Origin of the sequence: Tessaracoccus sp. MC1627 (assembly GCF_014164725.1) — a bacterium.
Taxonomy (GTDB): domain Bacteria; phylum Actinomycetota; class Actinomycetes; order Propionibacteriales; family Propionibacteriaceae; genus Arachnia.
The window spans coordinates 80467-96579 of record NZ_JACJGA010000002.1 but is presented as its reverse complement, the minus strand read 5'-3'; the positions used below and the strand labels follow the sequence as shown (position 1 = coordinate 96579).

The following is a 16113-nucleotide window of genomic DNA, read 5'->3' as shown; positions in this document are numbered from 1 at the left end:
CTCTGGGTCATTTCCGAACCTTCCTGGGTCTACCCTCGAGTTATACCCCCCCAGGGTAATGGGTGGGAGTCGAGAAGAAGTGGAGATTGTGATGCTCTGGCTGGTCATAGGTGGGGCGGTGGTCCTGACCGGGCTGCTGTTGTGGTTCTTCTTTGGCCCGAAACGGGCCGGGAAAGTCCGCATCGAGGACGGTGTTCAGGTGGTCGATGTGACCGTCGACGGGGGCTACAACCCCGGCGTGATCGAGGGGGTGCGTCCCGGGATGCCGGTGCGGATCATGTTCGACCGCCGAGAGGGCGGTGAGTGCACCTCGCGAGTTGTGATGTCGGACTTCAAGGTCAACGCGAGCCTTCCCGCGTACCGCACCACCGCCGTCGAGTTCACGCCCACGGAGGCCGGCGAGTTCCGCTTCGCATGCGGCATGAACATGGTCTCCGGTCTGATCCGCGTCACCGGCGACCCCCACACCGCACCAGCCCCCCTCACCGCACCGGAGCATCATGCGCAGACGACCGCCTCCCCGGCGGCGACGGGTCTGTCGACCGACGGCGCCGATGACGATGAGGCGGAGCGGGCCGCGGAGATCGGGGACCTGACCCGGCGGGTGACCATCGGCGCGATCCTCACAGCCCCGGCGCTGATCGCGGTGATGGCCGTCGAACTGTTCGGCGCCACCTGGGTGCCTGAGATCTTGATGAGTCCGTGGTTGCAGTTGGCGTTGATTGCGCCGGTGATGCTGTGGTCGGGGTGGCCGATCCACCGCGTCGGGTGGCGGGCCCTGTCGCACCGCACCGCGGACATGAACTCGCTGATCACGCTGGGCACTGTCGCGGCGTTCGGTTACAGCCTGGTGGTCACCTTCGCCCCCGGCCTCCTGCCTGAGGAGTTGCGGCAGGTGTACTTCGAAGCCGTCGGGGTGATCATCACGTTGATCCTGCTCGGCCGTCTCCTGGAAACCAAAGCCAAGGCCGGCACCGGTGAGGCCATCCGTAAGCTGATCGGCCTCCAGCCCCGCACCGCGCGGGTCCTGCGCGACGACACCGAACTGGAGATCCCGGTCGAGGACGTCGTCGTCGGCGATGTGATCGTGATCCGTCCCGGGGAGAAGATGCCCGTCGACGGTGAAGTGATCCACGGATCCTCCGCGGTCGACGAGTCGATGGTGACCGGCGAATCCATCCCTGCGGCCAAGACCGTCGGCGACACCATCATCGGCGCCACCATCAACGCCACCGGGGCACTGCGATATGTCGCCACCAAGGTCGGCTCCGACACCATGCTCGCCCAGATCATCAAACTGGTCCGTGAGGCCCAGGGCTCGAAGGCCCCCATCCAACGCCTGGTGGACAAGGTCTCCAGCTACTTCGTCCCGGTCGTGATCATCATCGCGGTGTGGACGCTGGCGATCTGGCTGCTGGTGGGTCCCCCGCCGGTGTTCGTGTTCGCGCTCGTCGCCGCGGTCTCGGTCCTGATCATCGCCTGCCCCTGCGCCTTGGGGCTCGCGACCCCGATGTCGATCACCGTGGGCACCGGCAAGGGAGCCGAACACGGCATCCTGATCCGCTCCGCTGAAGCACTGGAAACCGCGCACAAGCTTGACGCGATCATCCTCGATAAGACCGGCACCATCACCAAGGGTGTACCGACCCTCACCGACGTCGCCACCGTCGCAGCGTTCGATGAGAACCAGCTCCTCGGCTGGGTCGCCGCTATCGAGAACAGCTCCGAGCACCCCCTGGCGGCGGCGATCGTCACCGGCGCCACCGACCGCGGTCTCACCCTGGGCGAGGTCACCGACTTCGACTCGATCACCGGGCAAGGCGTCCGCGGCCACGTCGACGGCCACGACGTCCTGATCGGCAACCGGCGCCTTCTCGACGAAAATGGCATCAGTACCGACACGCTGCAGCCGCTGCATGACGCGCTCGCAGCAGGGGGCAAGACGCCGATGCTGGTGGCCGTCGACGGGCTCCCCGCGGGAATCGTGGCGGTCGCCGACACCATCAAGGACGGCTCCCCCGCCGCGGTCGCGGCCCTCCAGGCACGCGGCATCGAGGTCATCATGATGACCGGCGACAACCGGGCAACCGCCGCCGCGATCGCCTCCCAGGTCGGGATCCGTCGCGTGGTCGCCGAAGTGATGCCCGCCCACAAGGCCGCCGAGGTCCGCCGGCTCCAGGACGAAGGCAAAATCGTCGGAATGGTCGGCGACGGCATCAACGACGCCCCCGCACTGGCCCAGGCAGACGTCGGCTCCGCGATCGGCACCGGCACCGATGTGGCCATCGAATCCTCCGACATCACGCTGATCTCCGGCGCACTGTCAGGGGTGGTCACCGCCGTCGACCTGTCGCGGGCCACCATGCGCAACATCAAACAGAACCTGGTGTTCGCGTTCCTCTACAACAGCCTGGGCATCCCCATCGCCGCAGGTTTGCTCTACCCGTTCTTCGGGATCCTGCTCAGCCCCATGGTCGCGGCCGCGGCCATGGCGCTGTCCTCACTGTCGGTGGTCACCAACGCCAACCGGCTCCGCCGCTGGGCACCACACCCCATCCACGAGTCCCCCACCACCGGCTCCCCCGTCACCCCCGTCGTCGAAATCGGCGGCGAAACCCCCACCACCCAGCACCACGCCACCGGAAAGGACACCCCCATGTTCGGCAAGAAGACCACCGCCACCGCCCAGATCGATCCCGTCTGCGGAATGAAGGTCAAGCCCGCCACCGCGGCCGCCACCCGCACCCGCGGCGAGACCACGATCTACTTCTGCTCCACCCACTGCGCCGAAGCCTTCGACGCGGACCCCGCCCGCTACGGACACCCCCAGACCGCGGCCGAGCACCAACCCGAATCTCACACCCCCGCACCGCACCACCACTAGCCGCCGAACCAGACCAGGTCCAGGACACATGACCAGCAACCAGCAGCGTCAGGAACTCATCGGCCAACTCGCCGTGATCGAAGGCCACATCCGCGGCATCGCCCGCATGGTCTACCAGGACGCCAACTGCCTCGAGATCCTCACCCAGACCTCAGCAGTCACCGGCTCGCTGCGCTCAGTCGCCCTGGACCTGGTCGACAACCACCTCCAGCACTGCCTCACCCAGGCCATCCACTCCCCAGACCCCGCCTACCGCGACGCCAAGGTCGCCGAGGCCTCCACAGCCATCGCCCGCCTCGTCCGCAGCTGAACCGTTCTTGATCAGAGGTTGACCGGCCGCGGATCGGATCTGAATCCCGACCCCGCACAGTGGAAGCAGCACCCGAACGAGAGGAACCCGGCTCATGACCCTCCACAGCCACCACCGCCCCACCGACACCGGCCCCGACGCCCCACCCGCGGCCACCGCACCCGCCCACCAGCACCAAAGCCATGGTGGCCACATGTGGCACATGCTCCTGATGTGCCTACCGTTGATCGGGTTCGGCCTGTGGTCCCTGTTCAGCGGAGGCGGCGCAGGCCCCCTGATCGGCGGCCTTCTCTGCGCCGGCATGATGCTGCTGATGCACGGCCGCCCAGGCTCCGGTCACCGCCACTGACCCGTGGCCGCGGCGTAGGCCCCGACCCCAACAAACAACCCAACGAGCGCCAAGGCAAGGGGGTACCAGTGACCAGACGGGCCGCTCCCCACGGCATCCACCCACCCGGCGACACGCCGCCTCGGCAACTGGACCCGCACACGGCATCTGTCCAGTCAACCCACCCGGCACAGGGGACCTCGGGCGGTGAACCACCCTTGGTGACCGTGATCGGCGATCTGTGCATCGACCACAACACGCTGGGCGGGCGGGTCCTCGAATCGACGTGGGGGTCACCGACGCTGTTCATCGCCCGTCATCTTCGACTGGAACATGGGTTGCGCCCCATGGTCAGCGGCCCCTACGGATCAGAACTCCATCCCCACCTCGATGAGTTCACCTGCGACAGGGAACCCGCCGGCCAACGCTCCCTCTCCTACAAGAACCTCGTCGAACCGACCAGAAGAACCGACACCGGCCACGTCACCGCCCAGCAACGAGTCCAGCACTGGCTCCCCGCCGACCGCCCACTCAATCCCATCCATCGCCGGACCCTTCGGGGGTCCTTCAACCTGCTCTACGTAGGGTCGGGTGGGACCGCCACGGTCCCGGAGCGCGTCATTGTTGGGGGCCGGCGATGACATCCCTGTTCGGAGAGCTGCTGGTGACCCGTTGGAGGACCCAACAGCATGATCGCTGGACCCGAACCCAGCTCGATGATCACCAGCAGCGCATGCTGGGGCGGCTGCGCGAGCATGCCGCCCGACAGTCGCCCTACTATGCCGACCAGCACCGCGGCATGCAGTCCGCCCCGCTGTCGCAACTGCCGCCGTTGACCAAGACACAACTGATGACGCAGTGGGATCGGCTGGTGACCTCTCCGGAGCTTCGCCTCGATTCGGTGACGCGACGGTTGCAGGATCTGGAGTCTGGGGGTGGTGATCCCGGACAACCCTGGCAGGGTCGTTGGTGGACGGCGGCCACCGCCGGCTCAACGGGCCAAAGGGGCATCTTCGTCTGGAACCGTCGCGAATGGATCCGCATCCTCTCCTCCTACGCCCGCGTCAACGACTGGGCCCACGTGAAGGTCGGTCCACGCCGGCCTGTGCCGGCCGCGATCGTGTCCACCCGCAACCCCGCCCACCAGTCCGCGGTCGTCGGCGCCTCCCTCCGCAACCCCCTGGTCCCCACCCTCCGACTCGACGCCACCCAACCCATCGAGGCCCTAGTTGAGGCGCTCAACAGATTCCAGCCCCGACTTCTGGTGTGCTACGCCTCAATGCTGGCGCCCCTGGCCGAAGCCCAAACCGCCGGGAACCTCCACATCGCGCCGGAGAAGGTGATCACCGCCTCCGAGGAGCAACTTCCTACGGCCCGGCACGCGGCGATCGACGCCTGGGGTGTGCAGGTCGTCAACACCTACGCTGCCACCGAAACCGCCACCATCGCGTCGTCCTGCAGCCATGGCTCGATGCACCTGTACGAGGACTTCGTCATCATCGAACCCGTCGACAGCTCCTACCGGCCCGTCCCCGACGGCCACATCGCCGATCGGCTCCTTGCTACCGTCCTGTTCAGCCGCACCCTCCCGCTGATCCGCTACGAACTGACCGACTCGATCCGGCTGGCCACCGACCCCTGCACCTGTGGACTACCCTTCCGACGATTGGACACGGTCGCGGGTCGCACCGAAGCGACCCTCCGTGTGACCAGCAGGACCAGAGAACCCGTGCTGATTCGCCCTGGCCTGTTCCACGACGCCCTCGAACCGGTGGCCGTCCACGGCTGGCAGGTGCAGCAAACCACCGAGGGGATCACGGTACGAATCGTGGACCCTGACCGACGGGTGGACCTGCACCAGATCACCCGCCGACTCAGAGCCGGACTCACATCCGCAGGCGTCAGCGACGACACCCACATCATCGTCACCCCGGTTCAGGAACTTGCCCGCACCCCGCTCGGCAAGGCCCCGCTTATCATCGGCCAGAAGCAGGGGGGGCCGGGAGGCGGGGGATCGCGCTGATCAGTTGGCGCGTGTACGCCTCGTGCGGGTCATTCAGGATCGACATTGTCTCTCCCGTCTCGATGACTGTGCCGTCTTTGAGGACCAGTGTGGTGTCGCACAGCGCCGCGACCACGCTCATGTCGTGCGAGACCATCACGATGCTCAACTGTCGCTCGCGGCGGAGTCGGGCCAGCAAGTCGATTACCTCGATGCGGGTGGTGACGTCCAGGGCGCTGACCGGCTCGTCGGCCACCAGGACGGCTGGGTCCGTGACCAGGGCCCGGGCGATGGCGATCCGTTGCCGTTGGCCTCCGGAGAACTCGTGGGGGTAGCGGGCGAGGGTGTCGACGTCCAGGCCCACCTCCTCGATCGCGGCCGCCACTCGGGCACGCCGATCGGCCGACGATCCGCCGATGCCCAAGGACACCAGCGGCTCGGCGACGATCCTGTCGACGCGCATCCTTGGGTCCAGTGAGGCGTAGGGGTCCTGGAACACGGGCTGAACCGTTTGGCGCAGCTCGCGCACCTGGCGGCGGTCCCGCAAGTTCAGCTCCGCCCCGTCGAAGAGGACGCGGCCAACGGTGGGCGTGTGGAGCGCGAGCAGCAGTTTCAGTGCGGTGGATTTGCCTGAGCCCGACTCGCCGACGATCCCGAGGCTTTCGCCGCGAGCCAGCGAGAGGGAAACCCGGTTCAGGGCGGGGTCGGTGGCGCCATGGTAGGTGAAACCGACGGACTCGAATGCCAGCAGCGGTGACTCGGTCACGAGATGCTCCCCGTGGCCAGTGCCTCGTCGAGTGCGCGGGCGCTGGCGACGAGCCGGCGCGTGTAGGGGTCCTTCGGTGCGTGGACGATCTGATCGATCGGTCCACGTTCAACGATCTCGCCGCCCTGCATGACCAGGGCGCGGGTGACGGTGTGTGAGACGACGGCGATGTCGTGGGAGACGAACACCAGGCCCATCCCGTGATCGGCACTGAGTCGTCGGATGAGGTCGAGGATCTCCGCCTGGACGGTGACGTCGAGGGCGGTGGTCGGTTCATCGGCGATGAGGACCGCCGGTCGGCAGGCCAGAGCCATCGCGATGGCGACGCGCTGCCGCTGCCCGCCAGAGATTTCGTGGGGGAACGCCCGGGCCACCCGCTCGCTGGCAGGAAGCGACACCTCCTGCAACGACTGCTCAACTGCGGCTTTCAGGTCATGGCCGCGGAGCCCTTGGTGGCGACGGAGGGGCTCGGCGATGAGTTCGCCGACTCGGGTGAGGGGGTCGAGCGCGGTTGAGGGGTCCTGGAAGATCTTCGCCATCCTGCGTCCCCGGATCCCTAGCAGCTGCTTCTGGGAGGCGCCGACGATCTGGGTGCCGTTGACGCGAATTGATCCTGAGGCTGTCAGTGACCGGGGCAACAGGCCGAGCAGCGCCAGGGTGGTGACCGACTTCCCGGAGCCGGACTCGCCGATGATCCCGACACGCTCGCCTGGGTCGAGGCTGAACGAGATGGCGTCGACGACGCGCTTGCCGGATCCCGCGACCGTGATGGTGAGATCCTCAACCTCGATGCTCATCTGCGCTCCCGTCGGGTCGGATCGAAGCGTTCGCGTAGGCCGTCGGCCAGCGAGTTCGCCCCCAGCACGATCACCACGATGACCATGCCCGGTGCGATGGCGCCCCAAGGTGCGGTCAGCACGGTGCTCTGCGCGCCCTGGAGCAGACGGCCCAGCGACGAGTTCGGCGGCGGGACTCCCAGTCCGAGGTATGAGAGGCTCGCCTCGGCGAGGACTGCGGTGCCGAAGATGAGCGCGGCGGTCACCACGAGCGTCGGCCACATGTTGGGCAGCAGGTGGATGAAGACGATACGCAGCCAACTGCTGCCCGAGGTGCGGGCAGCGGTGACGAACTGCCGCCGCAGCAGCCCCTTGGCCAGGATGCGGGTGAGTCGCGCCACCACCGCCGAGGCTGCCAATCCGATCGAGACCACGGCCGAGGTCAGGCTGGCGCCCTGCATGGCGCCGATCAGCATCGCGAGCAGCAGGGTGGGGAAGGCGATCACCACGTCCAGGAGAGAGGACTGCACGTCGTCGACCCATCCGGTGGCGAACGCGGCGAGCAGGCCGACGATGACGCCGATGGCCATCGCGATCGCCATGCTGCTGAGACCGACCGTCAGTGCGATCCTCGTGCCCACCATGACGAAACTGGCGGTGTCGCGGCCGAGCTTGTCGGTGCCCAACCAGTGATCAGGTGAGGGGGGCTCGAGCCGTCCACCAGTGGTGTCCGCCAGGTCGTAGGGCAACCAGAACACCGACACCAACCCGACGATCCCCACGGCAGCCAACAACACCAGCCCGACCAGGAGGCTCACTGGCAGACCTCGCCGTCGATCCGGCGCCGGGGCGATCGGCTCCGGCGCGCTTCGGATCTCGATCCCCGCGCTCACGCGTGCGCCCCGGAGAGGCTGGACCGCAGGCGCGGGTCGACGAGGCGCTGCACCACGTCGGCGGCGAAACCGACGATCAGCACGAAGAACGTGGTCACCAGGAGGATCCCCTGGATGCTGGGGTAGTCGTGCTGGGCGATGGCCTTGGTCAGCATGCTCCCCAACCCGGGCAGCGTGAACACGCTCTCCACCACGACGGCGCCAAGCAGTGTGGACGCGAGCTCGATCCCCAGGATCGAGATGACGGGCACCGAGGCGTTGCGGACCCCGTGGCGCAGGAACGCCTCGCCGAAGCCGCTACCCAACGCCTGCGCATTGCGGAGATAGTCGCTCTCCAGAACGTCAAGCGTCGCCGATCGGACATACCGCACCAGCGAGGCAGTCATGACAACGACGATCGTGGTGGCAGGGAGGAACAGGGAACGAAGCGCCGCGAGCGGGTCAGCCCATCCCTCCCGCGGGAACCCCCCGGACGGGAACAGCCGAAGCTCCAACGCGAACAGCCACACCAGCAGGATCCCGATCCAGAAAACGGGCACCGCGATGCCGAACTGCGACACAGCCGTCACGGCGACCCCTAGCCGCGTGTGAGACCGAGCCGCCGCGACGTACCCGATCCCGCTGGCGAGGAGCACAGAGATGACGAAGGAGATCAGAGTCAGCGGCAGAGTCACCTCCAACCGGGACACGATGTCGGGCAGCACTGGGGCGCCGGAGATGAACGAGTTGCCCAGGTCGAGTCGCATCACGTCTCCGACCCACCGCGCCAGCTGTTCGTGGACGGGAAGGTTGGAGCCCACCTGCTGTTGCGCGGCCTCGACCTGCTCCGGGGTGGCGTCGACCGAGAGCAGGGCGTTGGCGGGGTCACCGGGCAGGAGCCGCAGCAGAACGAAGATCAGCAGCATCGCCAGCACGAACGACATCAGCAGGAAGGCGGCGCGCCGGGCCAGGTAATTACCCATGGTCCGGCACACCGCCCTCCTGTGTTGTGAGGCTCAGAACTACTCAGGCCTTGGTGATGTTGTACACGTAGAACTGCGAGTTCAGGCCGTTGACCGGGAACCCGGACACCTCGCTGCTCGCCACCACGATCTGCGGATAGAGGTAGAGCCAGTTGCTGGCCGCCTCCGTGGCGATGATGGTGTTGGCCTCCTTCAGCTTGGCGGCCTGCTCCTCCGGAGTGGCGGCCTGCTCGGCCTCGCCCACGAGACGCTGCACGTCGGCGTTGTCGTAGCCCCAGTAGAAGTCCGGGTTGCCGTACCACACCACGTCGCGGTCGTTGACGTGCTCCTGCAGGGTGGCCTCGAACGCCCGCTCCTTGAACACCACGGAGTACCACTCGTCGGCCGTGATCACCTTGATGTCGACGGTGATGCCCACCTTCGCGAGCTCGGACTTCAAGAACTCGGCCACGGCCGGGTGCGGGTCGTAGTTGGGCGTCTGCAGCGTGAACGTGAACCCGTCGGCCAGGCCCGCCTCGTCGAGCAGTTGCTTGGACAACTGCGGGTCGTACGGGTTGACCGAGGTCAGGTCCTCGTACCACGGGTCAGTGGGGGGCACCATGGAGCCGATGAGCTGGCCGCGGCCCGCCCAGATGGACTCCAACAGCTTCTCGCGGTCGACGGCGGAGTACACAGCGCGACGGACGCGGGCGTCGTCGAACGGGGCCACGCGATCGTTGAACGCCAGGAGCTCCTTGGTGGTGGAGGTGCCCTCGCTGATCTGGAACTCGCCGCTACCCTCGAACGGGGTCAGCGCGTCGGGGCTCTGGATCGTGGTGACCAGATCGATCTCACCGGTCAGCAGTGCGTTCGACTCGGCACTCGCGTCGGTGAAGTAGTGGAACGTGGCGCGGGCGTTCTTCGCCGGCTCGCCCCAGTAGTCGTCGTTGCGGACGATGCTGAGGGTGCTGCCCCGCTGCCACTCGTCGAACACGTAGGGACCTGTGCCGTCGGCCTCCGCCTTGGCGTCGGCGAGGTCAGGGTTCACGATCCAGACGTAGGCCATCAGGTAGGGAAACGAGATCGAGCGGTTCTTCAGCGTGAACTCGACCGTCTTATCGTCTGGGGTGGCCACCGACTCGACGACGGCGTAGCTGCTCTTGCGCGCCGCCTGCGACGCCTCCGAGGTGACGCGCTCGAAGCTGGCCTTCACATCGGCTGAGGTGAGCTCCTTCCCAGAATGGAAGGGGACCCCGTCGCGGAGGGTGAAGGTATAGGTCAGACCGTCGTCGCTGACCTGGTAGTCCTCGGCCAACAGGTTGGTCAGCGAGCCGTCGTCGTTGAGCTTGATCAACGACTCGTACACGTTGCCATTGAAGGCCTCCGTGACGCCCTGACCGCCCGCGTCAACGTTGCTGAGGTTGCTGGGCTCGTACAGGGAACCGATCTCGATTGACGCCTCCGCGTCGAACGCCGCCGGGGCACTGCCCGCGGACGACGAGCCGACGCTGGCGGTCTCGTTACCGGAAGGACTGGCGCACCCCGTCAGCATGAGGCCGGCGGCCAACATCCCTGCCAGGGCTCGCACGACATGACGTGGGTGATTCATCAAAAGGTCCTTCCGGTATGGCTCGCGAGCTTTGCCTCGCACGACTGCCAACACCCGCGGAGGCAGAATCATTCCTTGTGGGAGATCGATTTCGCCGCAGGCGGACGACATCGCGCCCTCAGACGTCGGAGCCCTTCATCGTGACAGGGGTGCCGAGCTCGATGGTCCGCGACACCGTGCACAGCCGATCATGCGCCTGCTCAATACCGCGCCCAAGCAAGAGGCGCGCGCGATCCCCGTCCTCGCCCTCCGGGAAGGTGATGCTGAAAGTCACCTCGATGTCCTCCAGCCGGTTCCCGGTGGAGTCCTTCACCCTCGAGGCCGTGACGTCGACATTGAACACGTCCGGCTCGGAGCGACGATGCGTGATCAGATCCACATCGATCGCGCCGCAGGCGGCGATCGCCGCCATCAACAGCTCCACCGGGGTGAACTCGCTGCTGTCGCCGCTCCCGATCGGGACAGAGCCCCCGCGCTCGTTCCGGGCCTCGAAACTCAGATGACTCAAGCGCGTCACCTGCACAGCGGTGGGGCGACGGGTCTCTTCGATCATTCAGTCCTCCTTCGTCCCGCCCAGCCTAGGTCTTCCGGCAAGAGGGCCTGAAGGGGCCTCATCAGATCCTCCGTCGAGATCGTGTCCGGGGCGAGCACGGCTCGTCCATCAACATCACCTCTGGTCCAGCCCGATCCACAGGCGCTGCTGCTGACTCGGAAGGCCGGAGGCGGACTGCCCTCAGCTTGTCCTTCACTCGCGCCGGTTGAACCCAGCTACTGGACCGACCGACCCTCGATCATGGTCGACACGTTTGCCGCTACGGCTGCCAAATAGTCCATCTCGGCCCGCTGGTATCGCAGAGCCATTTTGGGTGAGGTGTGGCCAGCGATTGCCTGCACCGCTCGGAGGTTTCCTCCTGACAACCTATAGGCCCAGGTGAGGCCGGTCACCCTTGTGCCGTGGAAGACGTACCCACCGTGACCGGTCAGCAACTCGCGGATCCGCTGCGACTCATCCGACTCTGGCTCGCCAGTCCGTGCGTGGACGAGGGCCGCGGTGGCCTGCATCTGGTCCGCCGCCGCATGGCAGGCCTTCTTGAAGGCTCGGAGCCAATCCACGGACTTCACAAGGTCGCCGTCTTTGCTTCTCCAGAACAGAAGCCCGGACCTGCCCAACTGGGCGTGCCGACGCAGGTGCGTCCTGACGTCTTCGAGGAGTGCCGCTGGTATCGGAAGGGTGCGTGTGGCTATCCCCTTGCGGGCTGTCTTCAGCGGGCCGAGTTCGACCGTACCCTCTGACTCCTTCACTGATTGGTGGACCTTCACCGTGGGAAGGTCGCCGGAGAGGCTGAAGTCACCGCGCCGCAATGCTCGGATCTCGCCAGAGCGCAGCCCCAGAACGCCCCCAAGCAGAACACCCAGGCGCCAATGTTCCGGCATTTGGTTCGCCACTGCGTAGAGCACCTCGATGGGCAGCGGGTCGAGGTCGCGCTCACGAGAGGCCTGTGCCTGCGTGGCTGCGTGGCTGCCTTCACCCGCACCGGGTTCACATCGATTAACTCAGCCTCAACTGCCGCGTTCATGATCGCCCGAAGTAGGTCGTAAGCCTGGCTCACCTCTATCGCGGTCGATATCTGATGATATCAGTCTCCATGGTGCTGGCCGTGCAGCGCGGGGCTCCCAGTGTCCACTCTGGCTCGAGACCTCCTCCTGTCACAACTGGCTGGCCCAGACAAGTCCGCCACGGCTCTCATGCCAGGATCGGCGCTCAACTAGACGACTCGCAACCCGCGTAGCCTGACCGGCCGCCGAACGTTCGCTGCTGCCGACGCGCGGATGGACCATCGAGCGATACCGCTCCTGCGTTCGTGCCGGGGTGGAGAAGGCTACTGCCTTGCGGATGCAAGAGCCGCGGAGGCGGGACGCCAGTAACGCCTCCCACGCTCAGGAGGCAGACTCTCACCGCCCCGGACACGTCTGCGCGTACGGGAGGTCGGGAAGCGCGGTGCTCCACTCCGCCTGCGTGAGGTTGCGGCCCGCGACGTTGCAGGAGTGGTCGAGCAGAGCCTCCGGGTAGATGGCGCAACGCTGCACGCCCTTGTCCTCGGTCAGCGTCACGACCGTCCGACCCTCATCGAGGGTGGCCACAGCAACGTCTGGCGATCAGGCTGGATCCGTTCACCCGGCTGGCGTCTCTGGGTGCGGCGATAGGCCGAGAGCGGCTGGCGGCGTTGGCGCAGGATTCCCGCCTACCGGCGGAGGCGATGGAGACAGTGGACGCGCTCCTGGCCCATTGGCGTACCCAAGGGTGGCTCTAGCGGCTGGGCGCCGCTGCGCGGTGGCTCGACTCCGCTCAGGAGGCAGCCGGGTCTCCGCCGAGTCCGCGCAACTGAGCGATGAACTCGTCAGCTTTCGCCACCTGCAGAGCCAGGTCGTCGCGGCGCTCAGAGGCAACCCGGACATGGTCCGCCAGCGCGGCAGCAGTGTCCGCGGTGGGCAGAGCCCGGTGGGCGTCAGCGGTCTCGAGCAGCGACACCATCTCCTCCAGGCTGAACCCGAGGGGCTTCATCCTCCGGATCAGCAGCAGCCGGCTGACGTCGTCGTGGGTGTAGAGCCGGAACCCGCCGACGGACCGGCCGCTCGGGCGCACCAGACCGACCTCGTCGTAGTGCCGCAGCGTCCTGATCGAGAGCCCGGTGCGCTCCGCGACGGCACCGATCTGGAGGGTGGGCGCATGCGACTCGGGCTGGGTCATGCCCCCAGTGTGCCGCACGCTGGAGTGACGCCAGCGGGCAGCACCTCTGAACCCTCTCGTCGGAGGAGGGTACTCCCGGGAGATCAGATGGGGACCCCGGTCGTGCTCGGCGATGCGCCCTGGTCTGCCCCTAGGCTCAGTGGGTTTCGCCGAGCTGCCCCGTCAGGAGGTTGTGGCGGGCCGCAGACGATCTGTTGAGTCCGACGATCTCCACCGTTTTGCCCATCCGCTCGTACTTCGTCTGCACCGCGTCGAGCGCCGCGACGGTGGACGCGTCCCAGATGTGACTCTCCGAGAAGTCGATCACGACACGCTTCGGGTCACCCGCGTAGTCGAACTGGTACACGAGATCGTTGCTGGTGGCGAAGAACATCTCACCTGTGACCTTGTACATCCGGACATCAATGGTCCCGTCGCCGTCGACGTCGGTCTCGGTCACCTTCTCCACCGATGCGAACCGCACCACCCGCCGGGCGAAGACGATGATGGCGGCGTTCACGCCCACGATCACGCCATACGCGAGGTTGTGCGTCAGCACCGTCACTGCGACGGTGAGGAACATCACGATGTTCTCGCTGTGCGGCATCCGCTTCAGCGTCGCGGGGTGGATGCTGTGCCAGTCCATCGTGGCCACCGACACCATGATCATCACCGCGACGAGCGCCGCCATCGGGATCATCCCGACCGCCGGGCCGAACCCGACCACCAGGATCAGCAGGAACACGCCCGCGAGGAACGTCGAGATCCGGGTGCGGGCACCGGAGACCTTCACGTTGATCATGGTCTGGCCGATCATCGCGCAGCCGCCCATGCCGCCGAAGAAACCCGAGAGAACGTTGGCGATGCCCTGGCCCCAGCCCTCGCGGGTCTTGTTCGAGTGGGTGTCGGTGATGCCGTCGACGAGCTTGGCGGTCATCAACGACTCGAGGATGCCGACCAGCGCCATCGCCAGGGCATAGGGGGCGATGATCTGCAGGGTCTCGAGCGTCAGCGGCACCTGCGGCAGGAGCAGCGCCGGCAGCGAGCTCGGAAGCTCCCCCTGATCGGAGACCGACGGCAGATCCCACCCGGCACCCACGACCAGCGTGGTGATGACGACGATGGCGACCAGCGGCGCCGGGACCATCGTGGTGAGCCTCGGAAGGACCATCATGATCACCAGCCCGAGGGCGACCATCGGGTACACCAGCCACGGCACCCCGAGCAGGTGCGGGACCTGCGCCATGAAGATGAGGATGGCCAGCGCGTTGACGAAGCCCACCATCACCATCCGCGGCACGAAGCGCATCAACTTCGCGACGCCCAAGAGGGACAGCACAATCTGCAGCACCCCGGCGAGGATGACGGTGGCCAGGAAGTAGTCCAGGCCGTACTCGCGAGCAACGGGCGCGATGACGAGGGCGATCGCCCCTGTCGCGGCCGAGATCATGGCCGGACGCCCACCCACGATCGAGATCGTGATCGCCATCACGAAACTCGAGAACAGCCCCACCCGCGGGTCCACACCGGCGATGATCGAGAACGAGATCGCCTCCGGAATCAGCGCCAACGCCACCACCAGGCCGGCCAGCACCTCGGTGCGCAGGCGACGCGGGCTGCGCAGAGCCGCCCACGTGGAGGTCTCCCGCTCACCCGCCTCTGGGACCAACGGATGGGTGTCCCGGACAGATGCGGGCGCGCTCGACTCAGCCATATGGCTCCTTCATTGGGATGGGGGCGTCGACGTTGGCCTGACACCGCCACGAACTCTACCCCAACGTCAGAGTTGCGCCCCAATCGAGCCCCAGCCGCATTGGGGTGCCTGCGCACAGCGGACATCTGACCTCGAGAGTGGAATCCGGCCGCCAGGTATTAGGCTGAGACTCGACCGAATCCCCGTAGGCCGCTCAGCGAACCGGTAGTGGCGGAGCCAAGCCGGCGGTCTCGATGGTCAATGGTGGAGGTTGGGATGCAGCGACTGTGTCCGGGACTGGTGCTCTCGGAGCGATATCGGCTGATCCGCCATGTCGCTTCCGGCGGCATGGGCCAAGTGTGGGAGGCGGTCGACGACACCCTGGACCGACGGGTCGCGCTGAAGATCATGCACCCGCACACCCAGCACGAGTTGGCTCTCGCCGAACGGTTCCGCGACGAGGCCCGATTCGCCGCGCAACTGTCCCACCCCAACATCGTGACTGTGTACGACTTCCTCGAACACGAAGGCCTGTCCTGCCTGGTGATGGAGTTCGTGGACGGGCCCAACCTCGCCACCCTGCTGGCCGACGGCCCGTTGGGCGCGGACGAAGTCCGTCACCTCATCCGGCAGCTGGCCTCGGCTCTGGCCCTGGCACACGAGGCCGGGATCGTCCACCGCGACATGAAGCCGGCCAACGTGATGGTCAACGGGAGCCACGCCCAGCTGATGGATTTCGGCATCGCCCGCTCCCTCGACGCCGACTCGCGCACCCTGACCGGCCAGGTACTCGGCACCGCGCACTACCTGAGCCCTGAGCAGGCCCTGGGGCAGACCACCGGACCCGCCGCCGACATCTACAGCCTGGGCGTCCTTGCGCACGAGATGCTGACCACTACCAAGCCGTTCGATCGCCTGACGCCGATCGCCACAGCGCTGGCCCATGTGCAGGACCCCCCGCCGCCCCTGCCTCCCGGCACGCCGGAGGATCTGGTGACGCTCGTGACGGCCTGCCTCGCCAAGGAGCCCGATCAGCGCCCCTCCGCGGCACTCATCGCGCGGATGCTGGAGGACCCGGCGAGCGATCCCCTTCACCCAGCGGGCCTGGAGGCGGCGATGGCGCAGTCGGACCTCCCCAGGCGCGCGCTGCTCGACGACTGATCCGAGTTCCCGGGGCAGAAGC

The 16113-nt window shown here is 66.9% G+C and carries 16 protein-coding genes; 6 read left to right on the top strand and 10 right to left on the bottom strand.

Going from position 1 to position 16113, the window contains the following annotated elements:
• The first annotated feature begins 91 nt into the window (after positions 1-91).
• The 5 genes from H5399_RS05530 (at position 92) to H5399_RS05510 (ending at position 5545) form a co-directional block, all read left to right on the top strand.
• A complete protein-coding gene (locus H5399_RS05530; protein ID WP_182782050.1) occupies positions 92-2884 on the top strand; it encodes a heavy metal translocating P-type ATPase in 2793 nt (930 codons plus the stop codon).
• Between the two features lie 28 nt (positions 2885-2912).
• Positions 2913-3194 (top strand): metal-sensitive transcriptional regulator, encoded by a 282-nt coding sequence (locus H5399_RS05525; protein ID WP_182782049.1) that lies wholly within the window; start codon positions 2913-2915, stop codon positions 3192-3194.
• A 94-nt stretch (positions 3195-3288) separates the two neighbouring features.
• Positions 3289-3543, top strand: coding sequence for a hypothetical protein (locus H5399_RS05520; protein WP_182782048.1), 255 nt, complete (start codon positions 3289-3291; stop codon positions 3541-3543).
• 200 nt (positions 3544-3743) lie between these two features.
• On the top strand, positions 3744-4163 hold the full coding sequence (locus tag H5399_RS05515; RefSeq protein ID WP_182782047.1) for a hypothetical protein: 420 nt from the start codon (positions 3744-3746) through the stop codon (positions 4161-4163).
• Positions 4160-5545, top strand: a complete 1386-nt coding sequence (locus H5399_RS05510) for a phenylacetate--CoA ligase family protein (RefSeq protein ID WP_182782046.1) — start codon at positions 4160-4162, stop codon at positions 5543-5545. The genes H5399_RS05515 and H5399_RS05510 overlap by 4 nt, the downstream gene beginning before the upstream one ends.
• Here the strand turns inward: H5399_RS05510 and H5399_RS05505 are convergent.
• The 10 genes from H5399_RS05505 to H5399_RS05460 form a co-directional block, all read right to left on the bottom strand.
• A complete protein-coding gene (locus H5399_RS05505) occupies positions 5499-6290 on the bottom strand; it encodes an ABC transporter ATP-binding protein (protein WP_182782045.1) in 792 nt (263 codons plus the stop codon). The two genes, H5399_RS05510 and H5399_RS05505, sit on opposite strands and share 47 nt — an antisense overlap.
• Positions 6287-7087, bottom strand: coding sequence for an ABC transporter ATP-binding protein (locus tag H5399_RS05500; RefSeq protein WP_182782044.1), 801 nt, complete (start codon positions 7085-7087; stop codon positions 6287-6289). The genes H5399_RS05505 and H5399_RS05500 overlap by 4 nt, the downstream gene beginning before the upstream one ends.
• Positions 7084-7884, bottom strand: coding sequence for an ABC transporter permease (locus H5399_RS05495; RefSeq protein WP_220490861.1), 801 nt, complete (start codon positions 7882-7884; stop codon positions 7084-7086). Before H5399_RS05495 ends, H5399_RS05500 begins: the two co-directional genes overlap by 4 nt.
• Before the next feature lie 71 nt (positions 7885-7955).
• Positions 7956-8921: an ABC transporter permease gene (locus tag H5399_RS05490; RefSeq protein WP_182782043.1), complete on the bottom strand. Its 966-nt coding sequence runs from the start codon at positions 8919-8921 to the stop codon at positions 7956-7958.
• 43 nt (positions 8922-8964) lie between these two features.
• Positions 8965-10509, bottom strand: a complete 1545-nt coding sequence (locus tag H5399_RS05485) for an ABC transporter substrate-binding protein (protein ID WP_220490860.1) — start codon at positions 10507-10509, stop codon at positions 8965-8967.
• 118 nt (positions 10510-10627) lie between these two features.
• Positions 10628-11062 carry an OsmC family protein gene (locus tag H5399_RS05480; RefSeq protein ID WP_182782042.1) on the bottom strand — a complete coding sequence of 145 codons (435 nt, stop codon included), beginning with the start codon at positions 11060-11062 and terminating at the stop codon, positions 10628-10630.
• A 215-nt stretch (positions 11063-11277) separates the two neighbouring features.
• Positions 11278-11943 carry a tyrosine-type recombinase/integrase gene (locus H5399_RS05475; protein ID WP_255422114.1) on the bottom strand — a complete coding sequence of 222 codons (666 nt, stop codon included), beginning with the start codon at positions 11941-11943 and terminating at the stop codon, positions 11278-11280.
• 519 nt (positions 11944-12462) lie between these two features.
• A complete protein-coding gene (locus tag H5399_RS05470) occupies positions 12463-12651 on the bottom strand; it encodes a hypothetical protein (RefSeq protein ID WP_182782040.1) in 189 nt (62 codons plus the stop codon).
• A 205-nt stretch (positions 12652-12856) separates the two neighbouring features.
• A complete protein-coding gene (locus tag H5399_RS05465; RefSeq protein ID WP_182782039.1) occupies positions 12857-13258 on the bottom strand; it encodes a MerR family transcriptional regulator in 402 nt (133 codons plus the stop codon).
• 136 nt (positions 13259-13394) lie between these two features.
• Entirely contained in the window at positions 13395-14951 is a 1557-nt protein-coding gene (locus tag H5399_RS05460) for a SulP family inorganic anion transporter (protein ID WP_182782038.1), read from the bottom strand.
• Positions 14952-15206: 255 nt separating this feature from the next.
• On the opposite strand from H5399_RS05460, the gene H5399_RS05455 reads away from it, so the two are divergent.
• The gene (locus H5399_RS05455; protein WP_182782037.1) at positions 15207-16091 is read left to right on the top strand and encodes a serine/threonine-protein kinase; all 885 of its coding nucleotides are present in this window, start codon (positions 15207-15209) and stop codon (positions 16089-16091) included.
• Positions 16092-16113 lie beyond the last annotated feature (22 nt).